General features: G+C 41.7%; 26 protein-coding genes. 4 read left to right on the top strand and 22 right to left on the bottom strand.

Translation table 11 applies throughout. From position 1 onward, the window contains the following. Nucleotides 1–4: 4 nt before the first annotated feature. Nucleotides 5–1,009: a response regulator gene (locus L1286_RS21625; protein WP_235409125.1), complete on the bottom strand. Its 1,005-nt coding sequence runs from the start codon at nt 1,007–1,009 to the stop codon at nt 5–7. 191 nt (nt 1,010–1,200) lie between these two features. Here L1286_RS21625 and tpx point away from each other — a divergent pair, with 191 nt between their 5' ends. After that, a complete protein-coding gene (gene tpx / locus L1286_RS21620; protein WP_235409124.1) occupies nt 1,201–1,788 on the top strand; it encodes a thiol peroxidase in 588 nt (195 codons plus the stop codon). Nucleotides 1,789–1,832: 44 nt separating this feature from the next. On the opposite strand, the gene htpG is transcribed toward tpx, so the two are convergent. Further along, nucleotides 1,833–3,749, bottom strand: a complete 1,917-nt coding sequence (htpG, locus tag L1286_RS21615; protein WP_235409123.1) for a molecular chaperone HtpG — start codon at nt 3,747–3,749, stop codon at nt 1,833–1,835. Between the two features lie 236 nt (nt 3,750–3,985). Further along, nucleotides 3,986–4,288, bottom strand: a complete 303-nt coding sequence (locus L1286_RS21610; RefSeq protein ID WP_235409122.1) for a helix-turn-helix transcriptional regulator — start codon at nt 4,286–4,288, stop codon at nt 3,986–3,988. A 187-nt stretch (nt 4,289–4,475) separates the two neighbouring features. Between L1286_RS21610 and L1286_RS21605 the strand changes: the two genes are divergently transcribed. Then, complete coding sequence (locus tag L1286_RS21605) at nt 4,476–4,928, top strand: helix-turn-helix domain-containing protein (RefSeq protein ID WP_235409121.1); 453 nt, start codon at nt 4,476–4,478, stop codon at nt 4,926–4,928. Between the two features lie 304 nt (nt 4,929–5,232). Here the strand turns inward: L1286_RS21605 and L1286_RS21600 are convergent, their stop codons facing one another. The 10 genes from L1286_RS21600 to L1286_RS21555 all read right to left on the bottom strand — a co-directional run bounded on the left by L1286_RS21600 (nt 5,233) and on the right by L1286_RS21555 (nt 14,379). Further along, nucleotides 5,233–5,577, bottom strand: coding sequence for a hypothetical protein (locus tag L1286_RS21600; protein ID WP_235409120.1), 345 nt, complete (start codon nt 5,575–5,577; stop codon nt 5,233–5,235). Nucleotides 5,578–6,362: 785 nt separating this feature from the next. After that, nucleotides 6,363–6,734 carry a hypothetical protein gene (locus L1286_RS21595; protein WP_235409119.1) on the bottom strand — a complete coding sequence of 124 codons (372 nt, stop codon included), beginning with the start codon at nt 6,732–6,734 and terminating at the stop codon, nt 6,363–6,365. A 312-nt stretch (nt 6,735–7,046) separates the two neighbouring features. Continuing rightward, complete coding sequence (recR, locus tag L1286_RS21590; RefSeq protein ID WP_235409118.1) at nt 7,047–7,646, bottom strand: recombination mediator RecR; 600 nt, start codon at nt 7,644–7,646, stop codon at nt 7,047–7,049. Between the two features lie 136 nt (nt 7,647–7,782). Further along, entirely contained in the window at nt 7,783–8,340 is a 558-nt protein-coding gene (locus L1286_RS21585; RefSeq protein ID WP_235409117.1) for a rhomboid family intramembrane serine protease, read from the bottom strand. 71 nt (nt 8,341–8,411) lie between these two features. Further along, complete coding sequence (locus L1286_RS21580; protein ID WP_010368987.1) at nt 8,412–8,738, bottom strand: YbaB/EbfC family nucleoid-associated protein; 327 nt, start codon at nt 8,736–8,738, stop codon at nt 8,412–8,414. A gap of 58 nt (nt 8,739–8,796) precedes the next feature. Beyond that, nucleotides 8,797–11,307, bottom strand: a complete 2,511-nt coding sequence (gene dnaX / locus L1286_RS21575) for a DNA polymerase III subunit gamma/tau (RefSeq protein ID WP_235409116.1) — start codon at nt 11,305–11,307, stop codon at nt 8,797–8,799. Nucleotides 11,308–11,312: 5 nt separating this feature from the next. Continuing rightward, the gene (gene apt / locus L1286_RS21570; RefSeq protein ID WP_235409115.1) at nt 11,313–11,858 is read right to left on the bottom strand and encodes an adenine phosphoribosyltransferase; all 546 of its coding nucleotides are present in this window, start codon (nt 11,856–11,858) and stop codon (nt 11,313–11,315) included. 383 nt (nt 11,859–12,241) lie between these two features. Next, on the bottom strand, nt 12,242–13,012 hold the full coding sequence (locus L1286_RS21565) for an HvfC family RiPP maturation protein (RefSeq protein WP_235409114.1): 771 nt from the start codon (nt 13,010–13,012) through the stop codon (nt 12,242–12,244). After that, on the bottom strand, nt 13,012–13,851 hold the full coding sequence (locus tag L1286_RS21560; RefSeq protein ID WP_235409113.1) for an HvfB family MNIO-type RiPP peptide maturase: 840 nt from the start codon (nt 13,849–13,851) through the stop codon (nt 13,012–13,014). The genes L1286_RS21565 and L1286_RS21560 overlap by 1 nt, the downstream gene beginning before the upstream one ends. Nucleotides 13,852–13,908: 57 nt before the next feature. After that, nucleotides 13,909–14,379, bottom strand: coding sequence for an HvfA family oxazolone/thioamide-modified RiPP metallophore (locus L1286_RS21555; RefSeq protein WP_235409112.1), 471 nt, complete (start codon nt 14,377–14,379; stop codon nt 13,909–13,911). Between the two features lie 196 nt (nt 14,380–14,575). On the opposite strand from L1286_RS21555, the gene L1286_RS21550 reads away from it, so the two are divergent. Together L1286_RS21550 and L1286_RS21545 are read left to right on the top strand one after the other, a co-directional pair. Continuing rightward, on the top strand, nt 14,576–15,556 hold the full coding sequence (locus L1286_RS21550; protein WP_235409111.1) for a tRNA-dihydrouridine synthase: 981 nt from the start codon (nt 14,576–14,578) through the stop codon (nt 15,554–15,556). A 42-nt stretch (nt 15,557–15,598) separates the two neighbouring features. Continuing rightward, on the top strand, nt 15,599–15,961 hold the full coding sequence (locus L1286_RS21545; RefSeq protein ID WP_235409110.1) for a TraR/DksA family transcriptional regulator: 363 nt from the start codon (nt 15,599–15,601) through the stop codon (nt 15,959–15,961). Here the strand turns inward: L1286_RS21545 and L1286_RS21540 are convergent. The 9 genes from L1286_RS21540 to L1286_RS21500 form a co-directional block, all read right to left on the bottom strand. Next, nucleotides 15,939–16,973 (bottom strand): hypothetical protein, encoded by a 1,035-nt coding sequence (locus tag L1286_RS21540; RefSeq protein WP_235409109.1) that lies wholly within the window; start codon nt 16,971–16,973, stop codon nt 15,939–15,941. The two genes, L1286_RS21545 and L1286_RS21540, sit on opposite strands and share 23 nt — an antisense overlap. Before the next feature lie 179 nt (nt 16,974–17,152). After that, the gene (locus L1286_RS21535; RefSeq protein ID WP_235409108.1) at nt 17,153–18,415 is read right to left on the bottom strand and encodes a hypothetical protein; all 1,263 of its coding nucleotides are present in this window, start codon (nt 18,413–18,415) and stop codon (nt 17,153–17,155) included. Nucleotides 18,416–18,425: 10 nt separating this feature from the next. Then, a complete protein-coding gene (locus tag L1286_RS21530; protein ID WP_235409107.1) occupies nt 18,426–19,040 on the bottom strand; it encodes an energy transducer TonB in 615 nt (204 codons plus the stop codon). Next, entirely contained in the window at nt 19,040–19,444 is a 405-nt protein-coding gene (locus L1286_RS21525) for an ExbD/TolR family protein (protein WP_023402250.1), read from the bottom strand. Before L1286_RS21525 ends, L1286_RS21530 begins: the two co-directional genes overlap by 1 nt. A gap of 14 nt (nt 19,445–19,458) precedes the next feature. Next, nucleotides 19,459–19,983 carry a MotA/TolQ/ExbB proton channel family protein gene (locus L1286_RS21520; protein ID WP_039607761.1) on the bottom strand — a complete coding sequence of 175 codons (525 nt, stop codon included), beginning with the start codon at nt 19,981–19,983 and terminating at the stop codon, nt 19,459–19,461. Next, entirely contained in the window at nt 19,983–21,347 is a 1,365-nt protein-coding gene (locus L1286_RS21515; protein WP_235409106.1) for a MotA/TolQ/ExbB proton channel family protein, read from the bottom strand. The genes L1286_RS21520 and L1286_RS21515 overlap by 1 nt, the downstream gene beginning before the upstream one ends. A 6-nt stretch (nt 21,348–21,353) precedes the next feature. Then, nucleotides 21,354–22,124, bottom strand: a complete 771-nt coding sequence (locus tag L1286_RS21510; protein ID WP_235409105.1) for a DUF3450 domain-containing protein — start codon at nt 22,122–22,124, stop codon at nt 21,354–21,356. Nucleotides 22,125–22,501: 377 nt separating this feature from the next. After that, a complete protein-coding gene (locus tag L1286_RS21505; RefSeq protein ID WP_235409104.1) occupies nt 22,502–23,170 on the bottom strand; it encodes a CatA-like O-acetyltransferase in 669 nt (222 codons plus the stop codon). A gap of 59 nt (nt 23,171–23,229) precedes the next feature. Continuing rightward, nucleotides 23,230–24,270: a Leu/Phe/Val dehydrogenase gene (locus L1286_RS21500; RefSeq protein ID WP_235409149.1), complete on the bottom strand. Its 1,041-nt coding sequence runs from the start codon at nt 24,268–24,270 to the stop codon at nt 23,230–23,232. Nucleotides 24,271–24,391 lie beyond the last annotated feature (121 nt).

Genomic DNA, 24,391 nt, shown 5'->3' with positions numbered 1-24,391 from the left:
AATTCTAGTCGTCTAATAGGTAAGCAACTTTATATTTCAGCGTTTTCAAAGAATCCTCTGTAAACAACAGCATCAAGTCGCAGTTAATATTATGGTGTTCTATTCCATAGCTAATTTCAATTGCCAGTGTTCTTTGCCATCTGGATTTGTTTGCTTTCACGAGCTCTGATACTTCGCAATGCTGACCCAACACCACTGGATGCCCCTGACTAAATGGCATATCTAATTGACGTGACAACCCAGTGAGAATAGCACCTATCAAAATGTTACTCACATCCATCAGGAGCTCTAACTCAACTTTTTGGTTCAGCTCCCCCTGATACTTCATTAAGGACGCTATTTCCTTGAAGCTAGAATCATTGAGTAGCAGTAAGGCCTCACCCGACACGCCACCACCAATAAACCCTTGGCAAACCCCTGAGGTCGTCGCGTTCGCGTCAATTGCTTGCAATGCCATATGCAGTTCATTGACTTCAAGGACATTCACATTGGGAATGGGTAGTTCAACGAACACGTTTAATAACCTAGCCAGTAAATCACCAGCTTGACCCATCGCAACGTTAGCGATTTCTTGATAAATATCTCTTATCTCTGGCTCTAATTGCTCGCCAAGCTTATGAACCAAATTAGCGCGTATCGCTTTATCTTTGATACCATGGTGAGTAATGATTTCTTCAAGCTTTTGTGCGTCGCAGGGTTTACGTATGAAATCTATCGCTCCCAGCTCCATCACACGTTGATGAGCACTCGGTTGGATATCCCCGGACACGACTACAGTTAACACGTTCAAGCCTTGATCTTGGATAGCTTGCAATACGCCATATCCATCCAAGTGCGGCATGTTGAGATCAAGAAACAAAATTTCTGGGGAAATTTCTTTGATTTTTTCTATACAATCCAATCCATGCTCTGCAAACTCAACTTTTATATCCCAGTCATCAGGCAAAGAGCGGGCTAACTGCCTGCGTGCAAGTTTAGAATCATCGCATATTAGGATGGGTGTTGACATAAAAGCTCTCTATTACTTGGACGAATTTTACCCAAGAATTCTAATTATAGTTATTACACAGCAGCGTTATGAATAAATATGTTAATCAATGCATGACCAATTTACAATCCAAAATACTGCCAAAGCTTGGTTATATAAAATCAGTATAATACACTGTCGTGAAATGCGAAAAATTTAAAAAGGAATACGTTATGCGTAGAGTCTCTTTTTTAGCGACAATATTATTTGCTTCAAGCTGTTTTTCGGTTGCTGCTCAGCAACCTGAAAACCATGTAGATCAAGGTAAAGTCACCGCGGGTGGGAAACCTGTCACGTTGCTGGGCACAGGTGTAAAAGTTGGGGATAAAGCCCCTAACTTTAAAGTAGTGAATGCAGATTTCACCCCGGTATCCTTGTCTCAATATGAAGGTAAAGCCGTCTTGATCAGTGTAGTGCCTAGCTTAGATACTGGCATCTGTAGTCTTCAAACTAAATATTTTAATGAGAAAGTTGCAACGGATTTCCCTAACGTCGTTATGCTCACCATTAGTACTGACTTACCATTTGCTCAAAAGCGATTTTGTAAGCAAGAAGGCGTTGATAAGGTTCAAACCCTCTCAGACTCTGTATGGCGTGATTTTGGGCAACAATATGGTTTAATTATCAAAGATATGGGGCTGTTAAGTCGCGCCGTTTTTGTGTTAGATAAATCACATAAAATCCAATATAAACAACTTGTTAGTAATTTAGCAACTGAGCCGGACTATCAAACCGCGATAGAATCATTAAAAGCGCTTTAAAATGAAAAAAGCCAGCATATGCTGGCTTTTCAACTTGGTGCAGATTATTTACTTAAATCAAGCATCAGCTTATTCAAACGTGTAACGAAGCCCACAGGGTCTTTCAAGCTACCTCGTTCTGCTAACAATGCTTGGTCCAACAATACTTCTGACCATTGAGTGAACTTGTCTTCATCCTGCTCATCATTTAAATGCTTCACTAATTGATGCTCTGGGTTTAACTCAAAAATTGGCTTACTTTCAGGTGCTGATTGACCGATTGATTCCATCAGTTTTTGCATTTGTGAGCTCATATCATGATCATCAACAACCACACAAGCTGGAGAATCAGTAAGTCGGTGTGTAAAACGCACTTCCTTCACTTTATCACCTAACGATTCAGTAATACGCTCGACTAGCCCTGCAACTTCTTTTTCGCTCTCTTCTTGCGCTTTTTTCGATTCTTCATCATCTAAATCGCCAAGGTCTAAATCGCCGCGCGTAATCGACTGGAACTGCTTGCCATCAAACTCATTTAAATGACCCATCATCCATTCATCAACACGATCTGACATAAGTAAAACTTCAATGCCTTTCTTACGGAAGATTTCCAAGTGCGGTGAACTCTTCGCTGTTGCAAAGCTATCAGCGACAACATAGTAAATCTTATCTTGGCCTTCTTGCATACGCTCTACATATTGCGCTAAAGACACGTTTTGCGTGCTTTCATCCGTATTTGTTGAGCTAAAGCGTAACAGCTTGGCGATGGCTTCTTTATTCGCTGCATCTTCTGCAGGACCTTCTTTAATCACTTGGCCAAACTCATCCCAGAATACTTGATATTCTTCCGGTTTATTCTTGCCCATACGGTCTAACATCTTCAAGACGCGTGAAGTACAGCCTTTACGGATAGCTTGGGTTATTTTATTGTCCTGCAAAATCTCGCGAGATACGTTTAATGGGAGATCATTGGAGTCTAATAACCCCTTAACAAAGCGCAAATAACTTGGCATGAATTGTTCCGCATCATCCATAATAAAGACGCGCTGAACATACAGTTTCAGGCCAGTCTGGCGATCGCGATTCCACATATCGAAGGGCGCTTTTTTAGGGATATACAATAAGCTGGTGTATTCCGTTTTACCTTCAACCTTATTGTGTGCCCAAGTTAGTGGCTCTTCCCAATCATGGCCAACATGTTTGTAGAACTCTTTGTATTCATCTTCAGAGATTTCCGATTTGTCACGCGTCCACAAAGCCGTTGCACGGTTAATCGCTTCCCATTCGCCTGGCTGAGCTTCAATTTTTTCGCCATCAGGGCCTTCTGATTCAGGCACAGGCGCTTTAAACATTTCAACTGGGATAGAAATGTGATCTGAGTATTTAGTAATGATAGAGCGAAGACGGAATTCATCTAAAAATTCCGCCTCATCTTCACGCAAGTGAAGTACGATCTCTGTACCGCGCTCAGCTTTTTCAATATCTGCAAGCGAGTATTCGCCCTCACCTTTAGATTGCCATTCGACAGCAGCTGTATCACCCGCTTTTCTTGTACGTACCGTCACCTCATCAGCAACGATGAAAGCAGAATAGAAACCAACACCAAACTGACCGATAAGCTGAGAATCTTTAGCCTGATCACCCGTTAGGTTTTGGAAAAACTCAGCAGTACCAGATTTAGCAATCGTTCCTAGTGAGTTAATTACTTCCTCACGAGACATACCAATACCATTGTCAGAAATAGTGACCGTTTTGGCATCTTTGTCAGCGCTAACACGTACTTTTAATTCAGCGTCACCCTCATATAGGTCACCATTTTGCAGAGCCAAGTAACGTAATTTGTCAGCGGCATCAGATGCATTTGAGACAAGCTCACGAAGAAAAATCTCTTTGTTAGAATACAAAGAGTGAATCATGAGGTTGAGCAGTTTACCTACATCTGTTCCAAACTGATGGTTTTCTTTATTTTTAATATCAGACATTCGATATACCCTAATCGTTATAGCGCGCTAAAAGCGACGCAGTTATTCTGTTCGTAACGTTATGGTTAGGTATATTGTGATGTGAAAAGCATTTTCAAGGGGAAAAATAAAATTTTTTGTATAGAACGTTGCACGAACCAAGAATAGCACCCTGAGGAAGAAAAAATAGTTCTTCCCGTACTGTACTCTTTAAAATTCAGTGCAGTACGGCGGCGCGCCTAACAGAGTCAGGGTTGTTATGCTGATTTACGTTCCACAAAGGCGATATCAGAAGCATCGCTTTGTTCAAGAAGCATAAGAAAATTTGGCTTGCCGAATAACATCATGACATCGAGCAGTTGAGACGCTGATAATTCGGTCTTCCCAGACTCCCAATTTGAAATGGTTGCCTGATCAACTGGGGTAACTAAGCTTTTACCCAGTTGAGCTTGCGTTAAATTCATATCTTGACGCAGCCTCCTTATCGTCATTTGAATATAACGTTTAGCATCTTGTGTTTGCGCTTTACGCGAACGTTCATTTCTAGAGATTACACTCATAACATATCCATATCTATTTTCAGCATTCCACTAACATCAAGCAATAAGATTTAACTAGTTAACCCAGTTAAAACAACTTAAGGTCAGAAAAAATGATTAAATTAACCCCAACCCAATTAGACAACTCGATTCATTTAAGGTAGTCTATCTGGGTCAACTGAGTAAATAATTGATCGGATTGGGTTATATGTCAACAACTTTTGCAACAAGATTGAAACAACTAAGGGTTTCCTTAGAAGAGTCACAGATTAGTTTTTCTGAAATTTTAGACATTCCTACCGCCTCCTATCGCAAATATGAAAAGGGAGAGAGGGAGCCTACTTTATCAGTCATTGAAAAGTTTTTTTCACACCCGTTGACCGAAGCACATGCATGCTGGTTAATTACAGGTCAAGAAAGACCCAATGCGACCACTTCAACCCAATCCAACCAGACCACAAATGTACCCCAATCGTACGACAAAGACTTTGAATCTCAGTTTCTCAAGGCAGCAAAGGAGAGCTTACTGTTCATTTGCCACTTAGGCTGGTTTAAACGAGGAAAAGAGGTCAACTTCGAAAACTGTGGCAAGATTCTATTAAGGGATTTACAACCGTTTTTAGACAAGCGCGGAATTAACCCAGCAAATAAAGTGGGTTAAAGTCATTTTAGTCACTTAAAACCCATGTAGTCGCGTCTTTACACCATTATTGCCGCCTCCCTATCGCAAAGTTACTCGCAAGTAATAATGTCAGCGATAGGGGTCAGTATTTCCTTGTTATACACACGACATAATTTGCGCATCATCAGCTTATGGGTATCTGCATACCTAAATTTTATTGATCAGAGGGAAGTGGTAGGGTGTCATTAACAGGACATATACAATGTGATGAGCGTGCTAAAAGCGAGTTTCTGATGCACTTTTAAGACATATAACATCTTGCATTACACGTGCACCAAGGCAATTACTTCACGACTTTTAGAGAAGGCTTTGACTCCGAAGGTTGTTGTGAGTGATAGTTAAACTCTTTAGAGTCATCACGGAAATCTTCTACCCGTTTAAATGCCATTTGCACACCATCATGCTTTACCATATCGTTTTCATTTTCCAAAGCCTCACCCAAGTCCATGACAATCTCGTAGGCCTTGTTGTACAACTCATCAGGTACTTCCGTTTCTTCTTTGCCTTTCACCAAAAAAGAACGCAATTTCTTTTCGGCATTGGTCAACTCATGACCATTGATTACGATTGCTAATAAGAAACAAATCACTAAACAATATATCAATAATAAAACAACTAGTAACGGCACGTCAGCTCTCCTTAGCAAACTTATGTATCATGAAGATTTTAAAGGGGTACTTTGCAACCAAAATAAACTGCATAATGGTGAGGGTCAAAATCGAAACCTGATAAAAAGGTCTCAGTACCTCAATATCCAAATAACCATCCAATATCAATTGAACGGTTTTGATTACCATAGCGATAAATTGAAAATAACAACAATACCTCGCAACTGGCGAGAACGTGCATCCCCGCACCGCATGTAGCAGAGTGAGCGTGATTATAATGGAGGCAGAGGAACAGGCAGCTATAAAATAATATATTTGCCTCAATGCCATTTTCTCAATTGGCAATGTTGCTATGTAATCTAGTAGCTGTTGAAACAGCATGTAAAATACTAGCGTCACCAAGGCGGCTAAAAAACATGAATGGAGCTCATGGTCTGCCCGTGTTTTTAGGCTACCACTACGACCAAAAAGTAAACTGAATCGATACTGTTTAAAATAGTAAAGCAAATAAACGACAATAGTCAGCATGAGAGCTCTGAGCCCCCAGCTGATTAAGTCTATAAATTCATTCATAAATGCAATGTACGATTGTGCCTACTATGCGTTGCTCGCTGCGGCAGGAGGTAGTTTACCAAAGTCACCACCACCAAATACTTTTGCTAACTCGCTCTCTTTGATTGTCTTAATGTTCTTTTGGGTATTTTTCTCAACTTTCATTTTTAATCCTTAAATTTATTATCAATAACTTCGCAGAGGGTATAGTGCATGAATTTTACAAAAACACTCCTTGTAGGCATAGGTAACACTACTTGACTGCCCACAAACCTCTTTTCTTTTTCCCGACTTGGCAATCTTGTTCAATGTCCTCCACAACGCTATGACTCATTGGTTGTTTTTGACTTCTGAACTCTTCTACGCGTCGAAATACACTTTTCACGCCATCATACTTAACCATGTCGTTGTTGCACTCTAGCACGGTCCCCAAATCATCTACTATTTCATACGCCTTATAGTAATCTTTTTTGGTGATCACCTCTTCGCTATCAGCAGATTCCCTTGCTATTAATTTTTTAACCTTTTTCTCTATATTATTTAGGTTATGACCTTTTACTATCACTGTTAAGCAAATAGTAACAGCCAACACATAAAGCAATATAGCAGCGATAAGCATTGTCACAAAATTTACCTTGTTTGTATCTAGTAACGTAATATATTACAAGTGATTATTGTTGTACCGAGAGCAAAGCAGCAGTAATAGACCTAAGCCTAGATAAGGCGGCTATCCACCTTTTTACTGACAACACAAAATATCAATCGGTAAATATTTCGGCATTAAAATAATATGTTCCTCTAATGAGAATTGCAACCTCTAACTTTACAATTTGTAAACAAAAAAGTGGTGCCTTCATGCTTAATTACGCATGGTCAGCCGAAATAGAAGAATAAAAAGGGAAAGAAATGACAGCCACAAAAAGCGTCACTTTTATCTTCAAAGCGCTTTCCTGCCGGAAAATGCGTGCATCAGAGTCATGCCATCCACTAGGTCTAGTTCTCCACCTACGGGCATTCCATGAGCAATTCGTGAAGCTTTAACATCCAGGTTATTGCAGAGCTCAGCAATATAATGTGCCGTCGCTTCACCTTCGACCGTTGGGTTAGTCGCAAGAATCACTTCCTGGATGTTTCCTTGCTGTAGCTTGGTTTGTAAAATATCGAGCCCTATTTCTTGCGGCCCAATTCCATCAAGTGGAGATAAATGCCCCATTAAGACAAAATACAAACCGGTGTACTGCCCAGTTTGTTCAATAGCTAAAACATCCGTTGGGGATTCAACGACACACAGTAAACCGCTATCTTGTCGCTTAATGCTTTGACAAATATCACAAATAGGAGTTTCAGAAAAAGTACGGCATGACTCACAATGCCCGATACTCTGCATCGCTTGAGTCAAACAGTTTCCCAGTTGCGCTCCACCGTCTCGGTCACGTTCAAGTAGATGAAAAGCTATACGCTGTGCAGACTTAGGTCCAATACCAGGTAAACATCTCAGTGCTTCAACTAAGGCCGCTAATTTAGGTGATAACTGCATATATCCTCAATTTTGGCACAACAATGCCAAATTAAATAACTTGATAAAAAGCGATAATAAGTGATTCAATCTATGATTGAAAGGACTCCGGTGAGTCGGACCGCCAATTGGCTTATTTTTAAACTTTCCTCACAAATTAGGGGCTTTTTCTAAACAGGTAAGATACGCACAGTCCGCTAAAGAAACCAAACCAATGGCCCTCACTACTTGTCTGCTCTGAAAAATCTAGTAAGGTCGCAAAAAAGTTAATATTTGCATAGTAGGTTAGTACGACCAATGCGGTAAAACTCACCACACCGATTAAATTACGTCTAAAAATAGCGATGCCGAGTAAGCACCCATAGTACCCCATGACCACACCCGATGCCCCAATGTGATTGCCACCACCAGCAAACAGCCACACTGCCATACCTGTTAGAATCACTATCAATACAGTTGCTCGTTTAAAGCAACTTTGTTGACTCATTAAATAACCGCTAATGATGAGTCCAATTAAGTTTCCACTCAAATGTGACCATCCGTCATGTATGAATGGCGCGGTAAAAATACCAATCAAGTGCACTTCACTTAACGGGACGATACCAAAGGACTTCACTGGCACACCAGCTAAGTCTAAGATCATAACCAAAATCATCATGACTGAAGCGTATATCAGAAGCACAAAATTGCGCGGGATCAGCATGCTGCTTTTCATATTAAATGGCACCTAACTTACAGACATAAAAAAGCCCGCCATTTGCAGCGGGCTTTTTTATCAAACTCGTCTTAGAACGGCATTTTGAAGCCTGGAGGCATCTGCATACCACCGGTTACTTCAGACATACGCTTTTGCGTCTCTTCACCTACGCGACGAACAGCATCATTAACAGCAGCTGCTAATAGATCTTCGATCATGTCTTTGTCGTCTTCCATCAAGCTTTCATCAATCTCAACTCGACGAACGTTATGGCTACCAAGCATAGTGACTTTAACTAAGCCAGCACCTGCTTCGCCGGTAACTTCTAAGCTTTTAATTTCCTCTTGGGCTTTTTCCATGCGCTCTTGCATTTGCTGAGCTTGCTTCATGATATTGCCCATTCCACCTTTAAACATAGTGTGCTCTCTTACTTCAAAAATTAACTGGCTAAAAGATAAGGTCTATTGTAACGAATTACAATGCCTTTACCGATTTTTCATTTACCGATGCATCAAATTCGGCCACCATTGTTTTAATTACCGGGTCCGAATTTACTGCTTCAACAGCTTCCAAATAACGCTGCTGATCAATATCCTGCTGAATTAAAAATGGGGTTGATTGCACTTGCTCTACAAATTCTAACTGTAAATCAACAGACTCTTTAAGTACTTTCGTAAAAGATTCTTGCAGCTTTTCTCTAAGCATCGGTGAATCAAGATGCTGTTGGCTCAATTCAGTTGTAAGTAAACAGGTATTTGCTTGCTTTTGATACATGGCATGTAATGCGAACTGCCTGACGCGCCCGCTCAACTCCATCTCCTCAATCAGCTTCGCCCAACTGTCTTTTTGATGCGCAAACTTAATCTCACTGATTGGACTTACAAAGTTCTCTGGAATTGGAATCTCAATTTTGTGGTCGTCTTCACTGGGTTGAGATTGCTGAGGAGTCAGTTGCTCTAATAATTCTGGCGCAAGTTTACTCTCATCCTTTTTAAAGCGCTCTGAGATTTCAGGTTTTTTAGTCCTGGGCTTGGGTATTGACGGAGATGGAGCGAGTTCAGCATTGGCTCTGTTATCATGGGATGTAACCGGCCTTTGTTGCGACTGTGATAAACCATTTATCGACGGTGTATCCGCGTTAGATCTAGGCTGTATATTTCGCGTATCAACTGCGCTTGCTGATGGTGCCACATCCGCCTGCTCAGGCTTTTTTGGCGTTTCACTGCCCCCTAATAATTTTCCCGCACCTGAGATCTGCCTATTTTGCAGTATTTTAGCGATGGCTGATTGGGCTTCCCCGTGCTTTTGCGAGTATAACGCTTGAGATCCCTGCGCAGCATCTGACGGGTGCTGAACGGTTTGGTTCATACTCGGGTTGACAGGTGCTTCGTCATTTGGCTGGTAAGTACTTTGCTCATCAAACCCTTGTGCTGTCGCTTGCGCCATAACGTCATTAAACTGCTGCTCTATGGATGGGGCTTGTTCTTGCTGGTTAACACTAGGCTTTGAAGGAGATTGGCTTGGTTGCGATTGCGGTGCCGGCGCTTGCTGTGCAATATGAGGCATAGCCGCATTACGAGATACAGGTTGACTGGGCACTGAGGCATTTTGGCTTTGTTGATAACTGGCCTGAGAAGGCATCGACGAAGTGTGCTGGTTACCTAGTGGTACGTTTGAGGCCATATGGTCCGTTGGCACTTGCGTCTGAGTCTGAGTCTGAGTCTGAGTCTGAGTCTGAGTCTGAGTCTGAGTCTGAGTCTGAGCCTGTGTCTGAGCTTGTGTCTGAGCCTGTGCTTTATTTTGATTATTGTTTAATATATCACGCAAAGCGCCTGCTCTAGACTTGCTCGAGGTTTGTGCACCCGGGGAGCCAGTGGTGACGCCAGCCTGCTGTGACAAATCGGTGCTTTCGAAAGCCAAAAGTCGCAACATGACCATTTCAAAGCCTAGCTTAGCATCTGGCGCCCAGCTTAGATCTTTCTTACCTGTAAGTAACAATTGATAATAAAACTGCGCTGTTTGCGGTGTTATTTGCTCAGCAAGTGTTTTTACCTGTACCTTGTCAAACTGCCCAATATGCGCAGCTTGAGGAACAAGTTGAGTGAGTTGAATAATATGAACAAGAGAAATCAAGTCATCAATCACGCTCGTGAAATTGCCATTTTTGAACGCGATATTCTCGATTTCTGACATCAGTGTGGGGCCATCTTGACACAAGATTGCGCTCATCAATAACATCGCATGAGCACTGTCCATTAGCCCCAGCATTTGCTGTACAGCCTGAACATTGAGTTGGCCATTTGTCTGTGCAATCGCTTGATCTGTGAGACTTAATGCATCTCGCATACTGCCATCTGCAGCTTTAGCGATAATATCAAGTGCTTCTTGTTCAAACTGAAAATTCTCGCTAGGCAATATTTTAGCGAGCTGCTCTACAATTTGACCTTTTGCCATGGCATTGAGGTTAAACTGCAAGCAACGTGACAAAATAGTAATGGGTAGTTTTTGCGGATCTGTTGTCGCCAATAAGAACTTAACATGTTCAGGCGGCTCTTCCAGTGTTTTTAATAACGCATTAAAACTATGCTTGGATAGCATGTGCACTTCATCGATGAGATAAACTTTATAGCGGCCCCGTGTTGGTGCATACTGTACATTGTCCAAAATCTCTCTGGTATCTTCCACTTTTGTCCGAGACGCAGCATCAATCTCAATGAGATCGATAAATTTACCAGATTCAATCTCTTCACAGGTGCCGCACTGACCACAAGGAGTCGATGAAATCCCTTGTTCACAGTTTAAGCTTTTCGCAAAGATCCTAGCAATGGTGGTCTTGCCGACTCCACGCGTGCCGGTAAACAAGTACGCATGATGTAAACGTTGTTCATTTAATGCATTGATCAATGCTTGTTTAACATGCTCTTGGCCCATCATTTCATGAAATGATTGAGGCCGCCACTTTCTTGCTAAGACCTGATAGCTCATCAATACTACTCGCCGTCAAACTCTACTAATTTTAAGATATTCATGCCCAATGCGGCTACACGCTGCTCACCACCTAACTCAGGTAGAGAGATTACAAACGCAGCATCAGTCGCTTTACCACCTAGGCGCTCGACTAACTTAGCGGTCGCTTCAATTGTACCACCTGTAGCTAATAAGTCGTCTACCAATAGTACTTTGTCACCTTGTTCAATGGCATCTTTATGAAGCTCTAACGTATCCTCACCGTATTCTAATTGATAAGACTGGCTCACAACTTCACGAGGTAACTTACCAGGTTTACGAACTGGGATAAATGGAATACCTAATTCTAACGCCAACGGCGCACCGAAAATAAAACCTCGAGACTCTGTGCCGATAATTTTGTCAAAGCCTTGACCTTTATACGCAGAAACAAAAGCGTCTAAAGTCGCTTTGAAAGCAGCAGGGTTTGCAAGCAAAGTCGTGACGTCTCTAAACATGATCCCTTCTTTTGGGTAATTAGGAACTGTTGCAATGCTCTCTTTGATCAAAGAAATATTTTCTTGTGTCATAATGGTTCGTTTTTAGATTTTAAGTCGAAAGAAGATGATTATAACAAGAATGGATCGAGTTGAAACGAGATTGAGTGAATTTCGCGGAAAAAACCAAGTCTAAATCAATAAATGGGCCAAGCTTGCTTAGTTTGTGACCCATCCATACTGCAAGTAAGTAGTGTAACGCTAAAAAGCAGGTTATGCCCCCAAAGTCAGCCACCCTAAAATCGCATTTAAGCAGCCAATTACAACAAAGCAAGCTAAGAATGCGAAAAAATACTTGGCGTTAAATGGATCTTTGCAATCGCTATTTGACATAGGTATCCCCTTAAATTGAAACCTAACCCCTTTTGGATGAGGCAAGGTTAATGCACGACGTGTGAGCCCAATTTTAGTGGAAGTTAAAATGTAGATAAAGGGCGAGCGGTGGATTTATCAACAATAATACCAAGTTCAACAAACTGCTGTAGCGTTTGCTGGGCACCAATTGCCAGTTGTTCCGAGGTAAACTGTGGAACTTGCTCAGAAATAACATGGCTAAGTTCTGTGATACATATGCCAGGCGAACGTGAAATTGCATCCAGTAACATAGTTGTGAGCGGGTTGATGGACATAAATTGAGTTTCATCTTCAAAGTTTCGATATACAACAAAACAATAGGGTCCGCCCTCAGGACTGTCAGGTTGGAAATCTGACTTAATTTGATGGACTGGGTATTCATAGTGAACGCATCGCGCAGTCGATGATAAAAACAATGCTGTATCTAAAACGAGCGCAGCGTGTTTAACCGTTTCACCTTCATCTCGTTCACAGATAGACACGTCAAGCTCCACCCATTCATAATGTGCAAGTTCGAACATAAAGCTTGGGTCGCATGGCTTCTTTGTATAACTATGGGCCAGATATTCAAGAAACTCTCGACTGATCTCTAAAAAGTATGGGCTTTTACAGTCGTGCTCAATAAAAAACTGACGAATGAGTTTCTCCCATGCTTCAGCATGATACAAACTTTTAAGTACTGGGAAACCTGACGCAATAAAGCCTTCAATGTTATTGAAAAACAGCTCCCTATATATTTTCATTCGCCTGTCTTCAATCCCTTCTGGACTAGGTGTATTCTCTGGATCTTTGATATGTGCCACGAAATCAGCTTGAACTTGAGCGAAAGACATTAAGCAATCCCTCTTTGCAACTGATGGCACGCGCTTTGAGCTGTATGTATCTGCTCAACCTCTTCAAGTAATACCGCCATAGGTGGAATATTGAAATCGCGCTCGAGTAAAGTGGGGAAAATACCATGATGCTTATATGCTTTATCGAGTAACTGCCAAACCGGATCACACACATCTGCACCATGTGTGTCTATCAGTAAATCTTCCTCTTCAACATAATGACCAGCAACGTGACCATACGCTATCCGCTCCGTTGGCATTGCAGTTAGAAATGCTTCTGCATCATAGCCGTGATTAATCGAATTCACATAGATGTTATTAACATCAAGCAATAAGTCACAATCGGCCTCTTGTAACACCGCCAACGTAAACTCTAACTCTGACATTTCCTGTCCCGGCGCCGCATAGTAAGACACATTTTCAACGGCAATCCTTCTTTCTAGACGCTCTTGCACTTCACGTATGCGTTTAGCCGTATGCTTAACAGCGTCTTCGGTGAAAGGAATCGGCATCAGGTCATACATATGACCACTACCAGAACAGTAACTCAAGTGCTCGCTATAACATTGAATATTATGGCGCTCAAAAAATACCTTGAGCGCCTTGAGAAATTCAATATCGAGTGAAGACGTCGCACCCAGTGACAACGACAAACCGTGACAAACAAAGTGATGTTGCTCTGTTAACCTAGCAAACTGATTACCATACTGCCCACCTAGATTCATCCAGTTTTCAGGGGCAACTTCATAAAAATCAATTTGACTAGATGGTGACGTTAAAACTTCACCTAACATTTCTCTTCGTAAGCCTAAGCCAACGCTACCGATAGCCTCGTTCATCAACACTCCCACAGCTAAGACACTTTACTACAATGGTAAAACTAAATAAGCGGCTAATTAATGGCTACCACCACATTTGCCTTCACCACACTTACCTTCAGACTTACTTTTTGCTCCACCGCATTTACCTTCACCGCACTTGCCTTCAGACTTGCTTTTAGCGCCGCCACATTTACCTTCACCGCACTTGCCTTCTGATTTACTTTTTGCGCCACCGCATTTACCTTCGCCGCACTTGCCTTCTTTGCTTTTAGCATCGCCACCACATTTGCCTTCACCGCACTTGCCTTCTGACTTGCTTTTTGCGCCGCCACATTTACCTTCGCCGCACTTGCCTTCTTTATTTTTTGCATCGCCGCCACATTTGCCTTCGCCACACTTACCTTCGCCCGCATCGAGCTGGTACCCTGCTGTCATTACTTCATAAGAAAATGGATTTGCAGATGCTTCTGTTGATGCCAGAGCAGCGGTGCTTACAACTGCCGCGCTTAATGTCAATGCTAGTGAATTTTTCTTTACTGTGTTCATAATGTTATCTCTCAATCTTTAATTCGGGTTCGTTTAATAGACCCTTTTTCCTTAAAACTTATTTCAAAGTTTTTTAATTTTTGAGTTTTGAGTGCGCCAACATAGGCTATTTCTTTAGAAGTACAGGCAAGATTTATATTAATAATTATCTCCTTCTCATATAGAATAGCGCGAATTTTGATTTGGTGCAGTGCTCATGAAGCTAATATTGGCCCCGATGGAGGGCGTAGTCGATTTTAAAATGCGAGAATTGCTGTCCGATTTAGGCGGCTTTGATCTTTGTGTCACAGAGTTTATTCGAGTGGTTGATTTAACCCTACCAAGACGTGTATTCATGCGTTATTGTCCTGAGCTACTCAATGGTGGATATACCCGCTCTGGAACGCCAGTAAGAATTCAGCTACTTGGGCAAGTTCCTCATGTATTGGCTGCCAATGCTAGAAAAGCCGTGAAATTGGGCTCTCATGGTGTTGACCTTAATTTTGGGTGTCCGGCTAAAACCGTAAATAAGAGCAAAGGTGGCGCGGTGTTGCTCAAAGAACCTGAGCAAATTTATCAGATCATTAAAGCTGTTAGAGACGCAGTTCCTGATGATCACGTGGTTAGCGCCAAAATCAGGCTTGGGTTTGACGATGATGCCAACAGCAGTGAAATTGTCGATGCAGTGCAAAGTGCCGGTGCCTCAAGCTTAGCGATTCATGCCAGAACCAAACGAGACGGATATAGACCGCCAGCTTATTGGGAGAAAATTCCACCTTTACTAACCCGACTGTCCATTCCAGTTGTCGCCAATGGGGAAATATGGCAAGTCGAAGATGCTGTTCGATGCCAACAGCAAAGCCAATGTACCGACTTAATGCTAGGACGAGGGGCTCTGGCCACGCCTGACCTCGCAGCTAAAATTAAAGCGCACATGCAAGGTGTTGAATATACGCCATTGACTTGGCAAGAAGTGGTCTATCACATTGTGCACTCTTCAATGCATCAAGATGATAATGTGAGCGAAAAATACTTTTCGTCTCGAACCAAGCAATGGCTTGGATATCTTAAGTTACAATACACTGAAGCAGATGACCTATTCGAGGAAATAAAGCGATTAAAAACCAAATCAGAGGTCGTTGAAGTGCTGGAGAAATACGCAAAAACCCCGTCCCTTGATTCAAATCATAACATCTAACTGACTGCAATAGATAATGGTCATTCAGAGGAGAAGCGGCCCATGAATGAAAATCTACTAAACCAATGTCAGTCAAAATTAGCCGATGAACTTGCGCTAATCAGAGCAAGTTTCATCGAAGACTTAAAAACAAACAGTAATCCTGTCACGTCTCAACTTGCAGAAATGCTGGAGCAAACGTCTCCAGCTGACTGGATAGACAGCATAGATGACAAAATATGCCCTACCCAATTCCCCAACTACATAAGGCTGGTTCAAATTGAAGCTGCAATGTGCCAAATGGATATTGGCCAATTTGGCTTTTGTTGCGATTGTGAAAAAGAAATTGAAGTGGAACTATTGAATCAGGACCCCACAACACAAAGGTGTGCTAGCTGCCAATCTAAAGTGCATCCAGCGCCTTGATATGCCCTATTATGGCCGCACTTGTGGCCGGATGAAAAACAATGTTTTTCAGCATTGCATAGGCTTGAACTTCATTCAGGGCTAACCGGGATTGAAGCTTATGCATTGCTTGTTGTTGAGACCAACCAAACAAATGAATGCCTATATCAACTTGGGCAATCAAAGCTAAGCTTTGCAGTACAAAAACAGGTATCTCTTGATCGCATTGTGCTAACGTTCGCCTGATATCAACGTAACCATCCCGCCAGTTATACCCAGCACGCTCCTTACAATAATTGGCTACGAGACCTAATATAACTGGCCTGGTAATATCTGTAGACACTTCCGTTACATTGACAACTTGTGCCGGCATCGTCTCGGTTTTATTTCTCAATAACGTCAGCAACTCATTTGGCTCAATGACTTCTCCCAGATAAAAGTTCAATTTGCTTTGGTACCATTCAGCTCCATTCGGTAGTTGATGTAACCCGATATTTGAGCGTACTTTGTACGCTTTTAGAAAACGTGTGAGGGCTGCTTTTTCCTCACTTACATAATCTGTAGTAGACAGAAAGCTTAAAAGCTGTTCTCGCTCCAAGCGATTTAAGGCTATTTTACTTGCTTGGCCTTCCTGTAACCGCTTGGTCACCAGTTTTAGCCAACTATCCACTAACTTATCTGGCACAACGCCATGTGCACGTGCCAATACATTGACATGCGCAGGCCAAACCAAAAACCTTTCAGGATAGCGCTCCTGAATTTTCAGATAGTCTAACGTAGCCAACTCTGTACTCGTTAATGACTCTGTTTCAACAGAGTAGAGCAGCTCATGTCGAGATTTTAAGTACATATCATCAAAAGGCATCATAAGGGCTGCTTGATGTACATCATCAAGCTGTGCTTGCGTAGTCCAGTTTAGTATTTTTGAAGACTTTTCAAACTCTGAAAAAGAGATGGTTTGCTTATGATCGGAACATGCGCTTAGAGAAATGAACATAAAAAGAGTAATAAATTCTGCAGATCTTTTGAGCATGATATCCCCATCACGATGCTAGATAATAATTCGACGTTTTATTTGAACAATACGTGGCTAACACATTTCGGAAAGTGGTAGTAACGACTCAAGGTAGTTTATGCAATATAAAATGAAAAGTCGTGCGCTAAATCAAGCTTTAATGGAGAAACAAAAAAGCCCCTTACGGGGCTTTTAGATTAAAGGCTGATGCCTTTACGCTGTGCTTTCTCTTTGATGAAAGAGGCCCAGCTGCGAGCAAATTTGCGTGTTTTCGGATCTTCTTGAGCCTTAACAATCGCGCGATATGCTTGCTTGTACTTTTCTTGATAAAGATAAGCTTCTGCTAAGTCAGAGTAAATTGTACCCTTTTTCTTAGAACCAAGCTCAAGCGCTTTATTCAAACGAACAACTGCTGCTGCATATTGCAAGTCTTGTAACAACAAGCTACCTGCTTTTCTATACAACTCTGCGTCATCTTCAAATTTAGCTGCTTCTTCGTAGTACTGAGCTGCTTTTGCAATGTTCTTCGCTTGGTGGAAGTAACTTGCCGTTGCAGTCACATTTTGCTTATTTCGCTCAATGTTCTTATCTTTGATTGCCTTTTCAAACGTAATAGCCGCTTTGTAAGGGATTTCATTCAAAGAGTAGTAACTACCAAGAATCTTGTAGTGGTTCTCTTTCTCAAAGTAGCCTTTCTCATATGCAATTTCCATCACAGTTTGACCTTTACGGTACTGCTCGGTTTGCATGTAGAAAGAACCAAGTTGAGTCCAAACTTGCTTGTCTTCCGGGAAGATTTTAACAAGTTCCTCAGCAACACTAACTGCATTCTTAAACTGCTTAAGTTCAAAGTATGAACCAATTTTAAGCATGTAGAATGACTTGTTAGGCTCTTCTTTATTTAAAGCAATAGCTTGGTCAGCAGGCTTAATCACATCAGCAAACTTTTTAAGTTCGTAGTTAGCTTGTGCGATTCGACCGTAAACTTTTGAGTCTTCTTCACCCGTAAAGTCCATCCAGTCGTAATAAGCCTTCTTCGCACCTTCATACTGCTCAGTACCTACTAATAGGTCACCTAGCAACTTCATTAGATCTGCTTGATCTTTGAAGTTTAGTACATCAGGCGCAATCGCTTGGCGAATGTACTTGATAGCCGTTTTATACTCTTCTTTTTGAGCATATAGGTTACCTAAGTAGCGATTAACCGTTGCCTTATCAAACTCATCTGAAGCGTCGATCTCAAGTAGTAAAGCAATTGCTTCGTCTACTTTATCTTCGTTGTAAAGGTCAAATGCTTTGATAACCTTTTTACCAACACGCTCACCCATGACTTTAGTCTTCGCTTTTTTACGCTCTTCGATCTTTGCTGGATCTGGAGCCGCAACTGCAGCGGTGCTCAAAGCACCGCCAGCGACAGACATCATCAGAGCAAGAGCTGTTGCTTTTGACATTTGCTTCATATCTTACTCCTTAGTCTTGGTTAAGTTTGAAATCAAGTTGAACTTGAATACCAAATTGCTTTTCAGGCTTGCCGTCAACAATTTTTGGTCTGTATTTCCATTTACGAAGTGCTCTTTGCGCTTCACGGTTGAAAATACGCTTCGGTTCAGCTGCGATTACTTTAATATCTTCTACACCACCAAGTTCGTTGATTGTAAATTCAAGCTGTACCCAGCCTTCTTTACCATCACGCGCTGCTTGCGGTGGGTATTTAGGTTCAATACGAACGATCGGTGTTGCTTCACCATCACGACCGAAATCACCCGGGCCACTCAGACCACCTGCCGTACCACCAATATTGATGCTAGGCATGTTGAAACCGATAGCGCCTGCAGCAGGATTAGAAGTCTCTGGCTGTGGCGGCTGCGGCTTAGGCGGCTGCTTTGGCGGTGGAGGAGGTGGAGGCGGTACACGCTTCCTCTCCTGCACGTCTGATTCAGGTGGATTCGACATAATCTCGACTATGATCTCTTCCTTTTGGTTGTCTGCCCTATCAGCTCCACCGGAGATTAGGTAAGACATAAAGAAGAACAAGCCGAAAGTTACTGCCCCACCTGCTAGAAGTGAAAACAGAATTCGAATCATTACTTAGCTCCAGCTATTGAAATCTTCAGACCGTCATCAGTCGCCTTGATTTGGTCCATTACCTTCACAACAACACCGTGCTTAGCACCTTTATCCGCTTGGATAATGACTGTTTCAGTTTGTTGTTCAGCTAATAGGTTCTCAAGGTTAGCGCTTACACGCTCAACATCTACTTGACGCTTATCCATCCAAATCTCACCGTTTTCACGGATGGCGATAAAGATGTTCGCATTTTTCTTAGTTTGAGCCTGTGCAGCTTTTGGCTTTTTAACTTCAATGCCTGCCTCTTTAACAAAAGAGGTAGTTACGATGAAGAAGATCAACATGATGAATACGATGTCAAGCATCGGTGTCATATCTACTGCAGCTTCTTCTTCCTCACGAAAACGCTGTTTACGTGCCATATTTATATCTCTCTCTAGTGATGTGGCAAGCTATCGATTAGTTTTTCTTTAGCCATTTTTGCTCTCGCCTCAAGACGAGTGCTAAAGAATACACCTGATAGTGCCGCAACCATTCCAGCCATTGTTGGTATCGTCGCCATTGAAATGCCTGATGCCATCAAACGCGGATTACCTGTACCTTGCGTAGCCATGGTTTCGAATACCGAAATCATACCTGTTACTGTACCTAGTAGACCGATTAATGGACACATTGCAACCAATGTTTTGATAATCAACATACGCTCATCTAATTTTTCAGACGCTTCAGAAACCCATGCTTCACGGATTCTGTGTGCGTACCAAGATGTAGTATCTTGGCGGGCATCCCATCTAGCTACAATCCCCTTATGCATTCTAGGGAATTCCACTAATAGGAACCAATAGCGCTCAATCATTAATACCCACATAAGAAAGAGTGCCATTGCGACAACGAATAATACGTCGCCGCCTGTAGCAACAAAATCCCTGATAGATTCCCACGTCTCCACCAGGACTAGCATTATGCTTTCTCCTTCTCCGCGTGCGCAGCAACGATACCCGCGCTTTGCTCGTCAAGAATATGTAGGATTGATTTACTACGACCCGCAACAATCGCGTGAAGTAGGATTAGTGGTAGCGCAGCAATTAGACCAAGTGCTGTTGTAACAAGTGCTAGAGAGATGTTACCTGCCATGATCTTCGGATCACCAGTACCGAATAGAGTAATTGATTCGAACGTCAAGATCATACCAACAACCGTACCTAGTAGACCTAGTAACGGAGCGATAGCTGCAAGAATCTTGATGATGTTGATACCAGCTTCAATACGAGGCGTTTCACGTAGAATTGCTTCGTCAAGTTTAAGCTCAAGGTTCTCAACGTCTTGGTTCTTGTTGTCATGGTACACTTTCAAGATACGGCCAAGTGGGTTGTTGTCACTTGGGTTGTTAGCGTTCTTGATTTGTGACTTGATCTTAGCACCAACGACCATTAGGTCTAGGAAACGTACTAATGCGATTAGTGCGCCTAGTGCTAACAATGCAGTGATGATGTAACCAACTGTGTCACCCTGGTGCCAACGCTCTTCAACACTTGCTTTTTGAGTGTTAAGACGAAGAATCGCGCCACGTGTTGGATCAACTACGAAAGGAACATAGTTGCTTGCAGACGTGTTAAGAAGGTCTGAAACCGTCGCAATAACGTTTGAAGCAGGTTGCTTACCTAGAGGAACAATTGACTTGTTCTCTGCGTCGTATACAACGTAACCATCTTTAGTTACAAGGTTGAAGTTACCAATACGAGTAACTTGCTTAACATTGATGTCACCGCTTAGCTCAGCTACTTCAGCTTCAAAAGTAGAAGTCTTAGCAGATTCTGTCATTTCAGTTTGGAATGCAATCCAAAGCTCTTCTAGTTCACGAGTCGTTGGTAGCTCTTTAGCAGCAGCGAGTGAACGAAGAACTTCAGCACGTCCTGGCTTTTCAGCACTAACGATTGACGCTTCGATTGAACCGATTGCATCAGCTGATGAACGACGTACAACACCGAACATCTCACCAAGAGTACCTTGCGCATTTACTAGCTCAGTCTCTTTGTCAGCAAGTGTAATTTCGTTTTGCTTGAATTCTTTGTTAAGACGCTCACCACGTGCTTTTTCAGCAGCTAGGTCACGCTTAGCTTTGTTTAGTAGTGCTTGCTTGTCAGCACGCTCAGACAAGAACTCTTGCTCACGAGCTTTGTTAATTTTACCTTCAGAAATACGATTCTGTTTAACTTGCTCTAGGATCTTGTCAAGTGCTTCCGTGTTTGCATGTGCATTCAACGCGGCACCAGCAGAAACTGTTAATGCTGCAGCAACTGCAAAACCTTTAAATAGTTTCTTCATGTTTTATTACTCCGCGCCGAAAATAGGAAGTTTAACTAGTTCTGGGGCAGCCTGACCACGTGCAATACGGATCATGTCTTTGATAGGCTTAAGGTATTCTTCACCTAATGCTTGCCACTGCTTCGCGTTGTTGTCCCAAACCCAGGCATTCTTTTGATCGAATGATTGAGCAACATAAGCGATACGACCTAGACGAGCGAAGTCAACGTTGATGTTTTTACCGTTAATTTCAAGAGAACCTTGAGAAGCAGTCATTGCTGTACCGTATGCAGTTTCAACAGTATAAGCTTCTAGTACCTGACGGTATTTCTCTGAAGTAGTTACTTTAGCATTTGAAAGTGTTTCACGTAGTCTTTCTACGCGCTCTAAACGCTTTTCAGTATCGAACGGGACGTCCGCTTTGATGAATTGCTCGAGTGTATCAATCATGCGATACATCAAAGGCACAACGTCTTGCTTAGTTTTATCAACTGTCGCGATTTGACGCTCTAGAGACTCAATGTTTGCATTTTGGTCCGCAACCAAACGTGCAACGTGGTCGTTGTAAACTTTTAGAAGTTCTGTTTCATCGACAGTAGTGCGGTATTCTGCAATCATTTCGATTGACTGACCGTAAATATTATCAACTTTTTCTTGAGACTTTTGAGCAGCCTTTTGAGTTTGCTGACCTACTTTCTGTATGTCATTCAAAGGATCTGCCATCACATTGCTGCTTGCAAATGCTGCTGCGCCAAATAACGCTGAAGCTACAAGACTCTTTCTGATTTTAACAGACATAGTTCCCAACCAATTAAGTAATGTTACTTTTATAATTTTTGCACTCTAACTTGTGAAGAGTACCCCGGATACCTTTTTAGAAGTATCAACCGTGCAATAATGCTAAATGCATTTGCCCATGTCAACTTCATGTTTAAAACTAATTTTGTAATCGCTTTTCTAATAAAATGAAATAAAACATCACATTAACAACAAAACAACCAAAAAAAACTTAAATCACTTACTTTTCATACACAAAGCAACTTAATTAACAATTTATTACAGTTAAAAAACAGCCAAAAAATAACCTAAATAGTACTTTAATTGTCTGATTAGCCTATAACTTTCAATCTCTTAGCAAGAAATTTTCACAATAAAAAATTGCATATAACACAATATTATTGTTGATAAAAATTTTTTTCCTCTTCTAAATAACTGCATAACGCAATGATTTGGCGATGAAATTCATCTAGGAACAATGAAATATGGTACCCATCGACTAAGCCATGGTGTACCTCTATCGATACGGGCAGACTATTTTTATCTTCATTTAATTTACCAAAAATTATTTTTGGTATGCCCAAGTTGTCCCCGTCATGACTAGCATGTTTAAAGCTGCTGAATTGAAACCAAGGCAAGATTGATACGTATACTTGCTCTACCGAATGGCTATTTGCTAAAAACATATCGCCCATTAAAGGCTGTTCCAATGCTATGCTTTTATTGTTTTCTGATTGTTTGATGAACTCATGTACATTTTTACTTTCACTCAACGTAACAAATCTAAACGTATTGTCACTCTTTAAAAATGTGCTGCTAATCGTCACCGATTCTGCTTCAACGGGGCACTTATCTACAATGCGATATCGCATAAAATCACACTGTTCAATTGCTCTCGCTAAACAATAAAGATAGCAGTAAGTGAAGGACAGATCAGCCTGAGAAGCGCTAAAATAAAGCGAATGGATATTTAAATTGGTAGTGATATTGAAGTTTGGGTCTGCAAAGTCTTGATAAAACTCGAAGTGCTCTTTGCGCTCCCAAGAAGTTAAAGCGATTTTTTTCATTATAACAACTATAAAAAAAGGGCGAATTCGCCCTTTAGTATAGCTTCAAAGAAATTGGATTATAATCCATTCTCGATGATTTCTTGTGCCAATTCATCAGCAATAACGTGCGTAGATTTTTGTTCTACATCTGATCGCTTGAAAATTTCAGCTAATGTGTCGAAGATACCCTCAACATGCTGAGTAGCGAGTGCTTCGTTATACCCTTCTGGCTTAGTTTCGTAGTATACATTAATGATACCACCAGCATTAATGACGTAATCAGGAGCGTATAAAACCCCCTTTTCACGCAAGACATCACCGTGACGAGGCTCTGCAAGCTGATTATTAGCACATCCAGCAATAATAGTGGCTTTTATACGAGGGATTGTTTCATCATTAACTGTCGCACCAAGTGCACATGGCGCATATACGTCAACGTCTAAGTCATAGATTTCGTCAACATCTACCGCAACGGCACCAAAATCCGTAACAACGCGATCAATGGATGCTTGGTTAATATCAGTAACGAATAATTTTGCACCAGCCTCGTGTAAATGTTTACACAAGCCATATGCCACAGCACCTAAACCTTGGACAGCGACTTTAACACCTGTTAAATCCTGATGACCAAACTTATGCTGATAGGCTGCTTTAATGCCCAAGAATGTGCCTAAAGCGGTGAAAGGAGATGGGTTGCCGCTCTTACCTTCAAGACCTAACACGTAGTTAGTTTCCTTGTGCATCTCCATGACGTCACCGGTTGTGATATTTACGTCTTCTGCTGAATAGTAACTACCACCGAGTCTTTCTAAGTGTCTACCGAAAGCTCTGAACAATTCTTCAGATTTGATGCTTTTCGCGTCACCAATGATCACAGATTTACCACCACCAAATGGTAAGCGTGCTACTGCATTCTTGTACGTCATACCTTTTGACAGACGTAATACATCGTATACCGCGTCTTGATCTTCTGCATAATCCCATAAACGACAGCCACCAACCGCTGGACCTAGTTTCGTACTATGTACAGCAATGATTGCCTTCAGGCCCGACTTTTCATCTGAGCAAAACACAACTTGTTCATGGTTATCAAATTCAACTTGGTTAAATACAGCCACTTTGATTATTCTCCGATTATTGTCTGAACGTGTCAGATAGCGCTGAAATTGGCCAGACTCTATCATTAACCCTCTGGTCAATCCAGCAAATGAGATGATCTAAGCTCAACACTTCATCATC

The organism is Pseudoalteromonas sp. SMS1 (assembly GCF_021530565.1).
Classification (GTDB): Bacteria; Pseudomonadota; Gammaproteobacteria; order Enterobacterales; family Alteromonadaceae; genus Pseudoalteromonas.
Note: the sequence above shows the minus strand (reverse complement) of the source record. Positions and strands in the feature narration are given on the sequence as shown.

What these genes read in the sequence shown, in the direction of transcription:
- L1286_RS21505 (WP_235409104.1), bottom strand. Translation starts at nt 23,170, where the DNA reads ATGAAAAAAATCGCTTTAACTTCTTGGGAGCGCAAAGAGCACTTCGAG.
- htpG (WP_235409123.1), bottom strand. Translation starts at nt 3,749, where the DNA reads ATGTCTGATATTAAAAATAAAGAAAACCATCAGTTTGGAACAGATGTA.
- L1286_RS21605 (WP_235409121.1), top strand. Translation starts at nt 4,476, where the DNA reads ATGTCAACAACTTTTGCAACAAGATTGAAACAACTAAGGGTTTCCTTA.
- L1286_RS21555 (WP_235409112.1), bottom strand. Translation starts at nt 14,379, where the DNA reads ATGAACACAGTAAAGAAAAATTCACTAGCATTGACATTAAGCGCGGCA.
- L1286_RS21550 (WP_235409111.1), top strand. Translation starts at nt 14,576, where the DNA reads ATGAAGCTAATATTGGCCCCGATGGAGGGCGTAGTCGATTTTAAAATG.
- L1286_RS21560 (WP_235409113.1), bottom strand. Translation starts at nt 13,851, where the DNA reads ATGAACGAGGCTATCGGTAGCGTTGGCTTAGGCTTACGAAGAGAAATG.
- L1286_RS21525 (WP_023402250.1), bottom strand. Translation starts at nt 19,444, where the DNA reads ATGGCACGTAAACAGCGTTTTCGTGAGGAAGAAGAAGCTGCAGTAGAT.
- L1286_RS21530 (WP_235409107.1), bottom strand. Translation starts at nt 19,040, where the DNA reads ATGATTCGAATTCTGTTTTCACTTCTAGCAGGTGGGGCAGTAACTTTC.
- L1286_RS21545 (WP_235409110.1), top strand. Translation starts at nt 15,599, where the DNA reads ATGAATGAAAATCTACTAAACCAATGTCAGTCAAAATTAGCCGATGAA.
- L1286_RS21610 (WP_235409122.1), bottom strand. Translation starts at nt 4,288, where the DNA reads ATGAGTGTAATCTCTAGAAATGAACGTTCGCGTAAAGCGCAAACACAA.
- L1286_RS21625 (WP_235409125.1), bottom strand. Translation starts at nt 1,009, where the DNA reads ATGTCAACACCCATCCTAATATGCGATGATTCTAAACTTGCACGCAGG.
- L1286_RS21585 (WP_235409117.1), bottom strand. Translation starts at nt 8,340, where the DNA reads ATGAAAAGCAGCATGCTGATCCCGCGCAATTTTGTGCTTCTGATATAC.
- L1286_RS21520 (WP_039607761.1), bottom strand. Translation starts at nt 19,983, where the DNA reads ATGCTAGTCCTGGTGGAGACGTGGGAATCTATCAGGGATTTTGTTGCT.
- dnaX (WP_235409116.1), bottom strand. Translation starts at nt 11,307, where the DNA reads ATGAGCTATCAGGTCTTAGCAAGAAAGTGGCGGCCTCAATCATTTCAT.
- L1286_RS21510 (WP_235409105.1), bottom strand. Translation starts at nt 22,124, where the DNA reads ATGTCTGTTAAAATCAGAAAGAGTCTTGTAGCTTCAGCGTTATTTGGC.
- L1286_RS21540 (WP_235409109.1), bottom strand. Translation starts at nt 16,973, where the DNA reads ATGCTCAAAAGATCTGCAGAATTTATTACTCTTTTTATGTTCATTTCT.
- L1286_RS21535 (WP_235409108.1), bottom strand. Translation starts at nt 18,415, where the DNA reads ATGAAGCAAATGTCAAAAGCAACAGCTCTTGCTCTGATGATGTCTGTC.
- recR (WP_235409118.1), bottom strand. Translation starts at nt 7,646, where the DNA reads ATGCAGTTATCACCTAAATTAGCGGCCTTAGTTGAAGCACTGAGATGT.
- L1286_RS21580 (WP_010368987.1), bottom strand. Translation starts at nt 8,738, where the DNA reads ATGTTTAAAGGTGGAATGGGCAATATCATGAAGCAAGCTCAGCAAATG.
- L1286_RS21515 (WP_235409106.1), bottom strand. Translation starts at nt 21,347, where the DNA reads ATGAAGAAACTATTTAAAGGTTTTGCAGTTGCTGCAGCATTAACAGTT.
- tpx (WP_235409124.1), top strand. Translation starts at nt 1,201, where the DNA reads ATGCGTAGAGTCTCTTTTTTAGCGACAATATTATTTGCTTCAAGCTGT.
- apt (WP_235409115.1), bottom strand. Translation starts at nt 11,858, where the DNA reads ATGACACAAGAAAATATTTCTTTGATCAAAGAGAGCATTGCAACAGTT.
- L1286_RS21565 (WP_235409114.1), bottom strand. Translation starts at nt 13,012, where the DNA reads ATGTCTTTCGCTCAAGTTCAAGCTGATTTCGTGGCACATATCAAAGAT.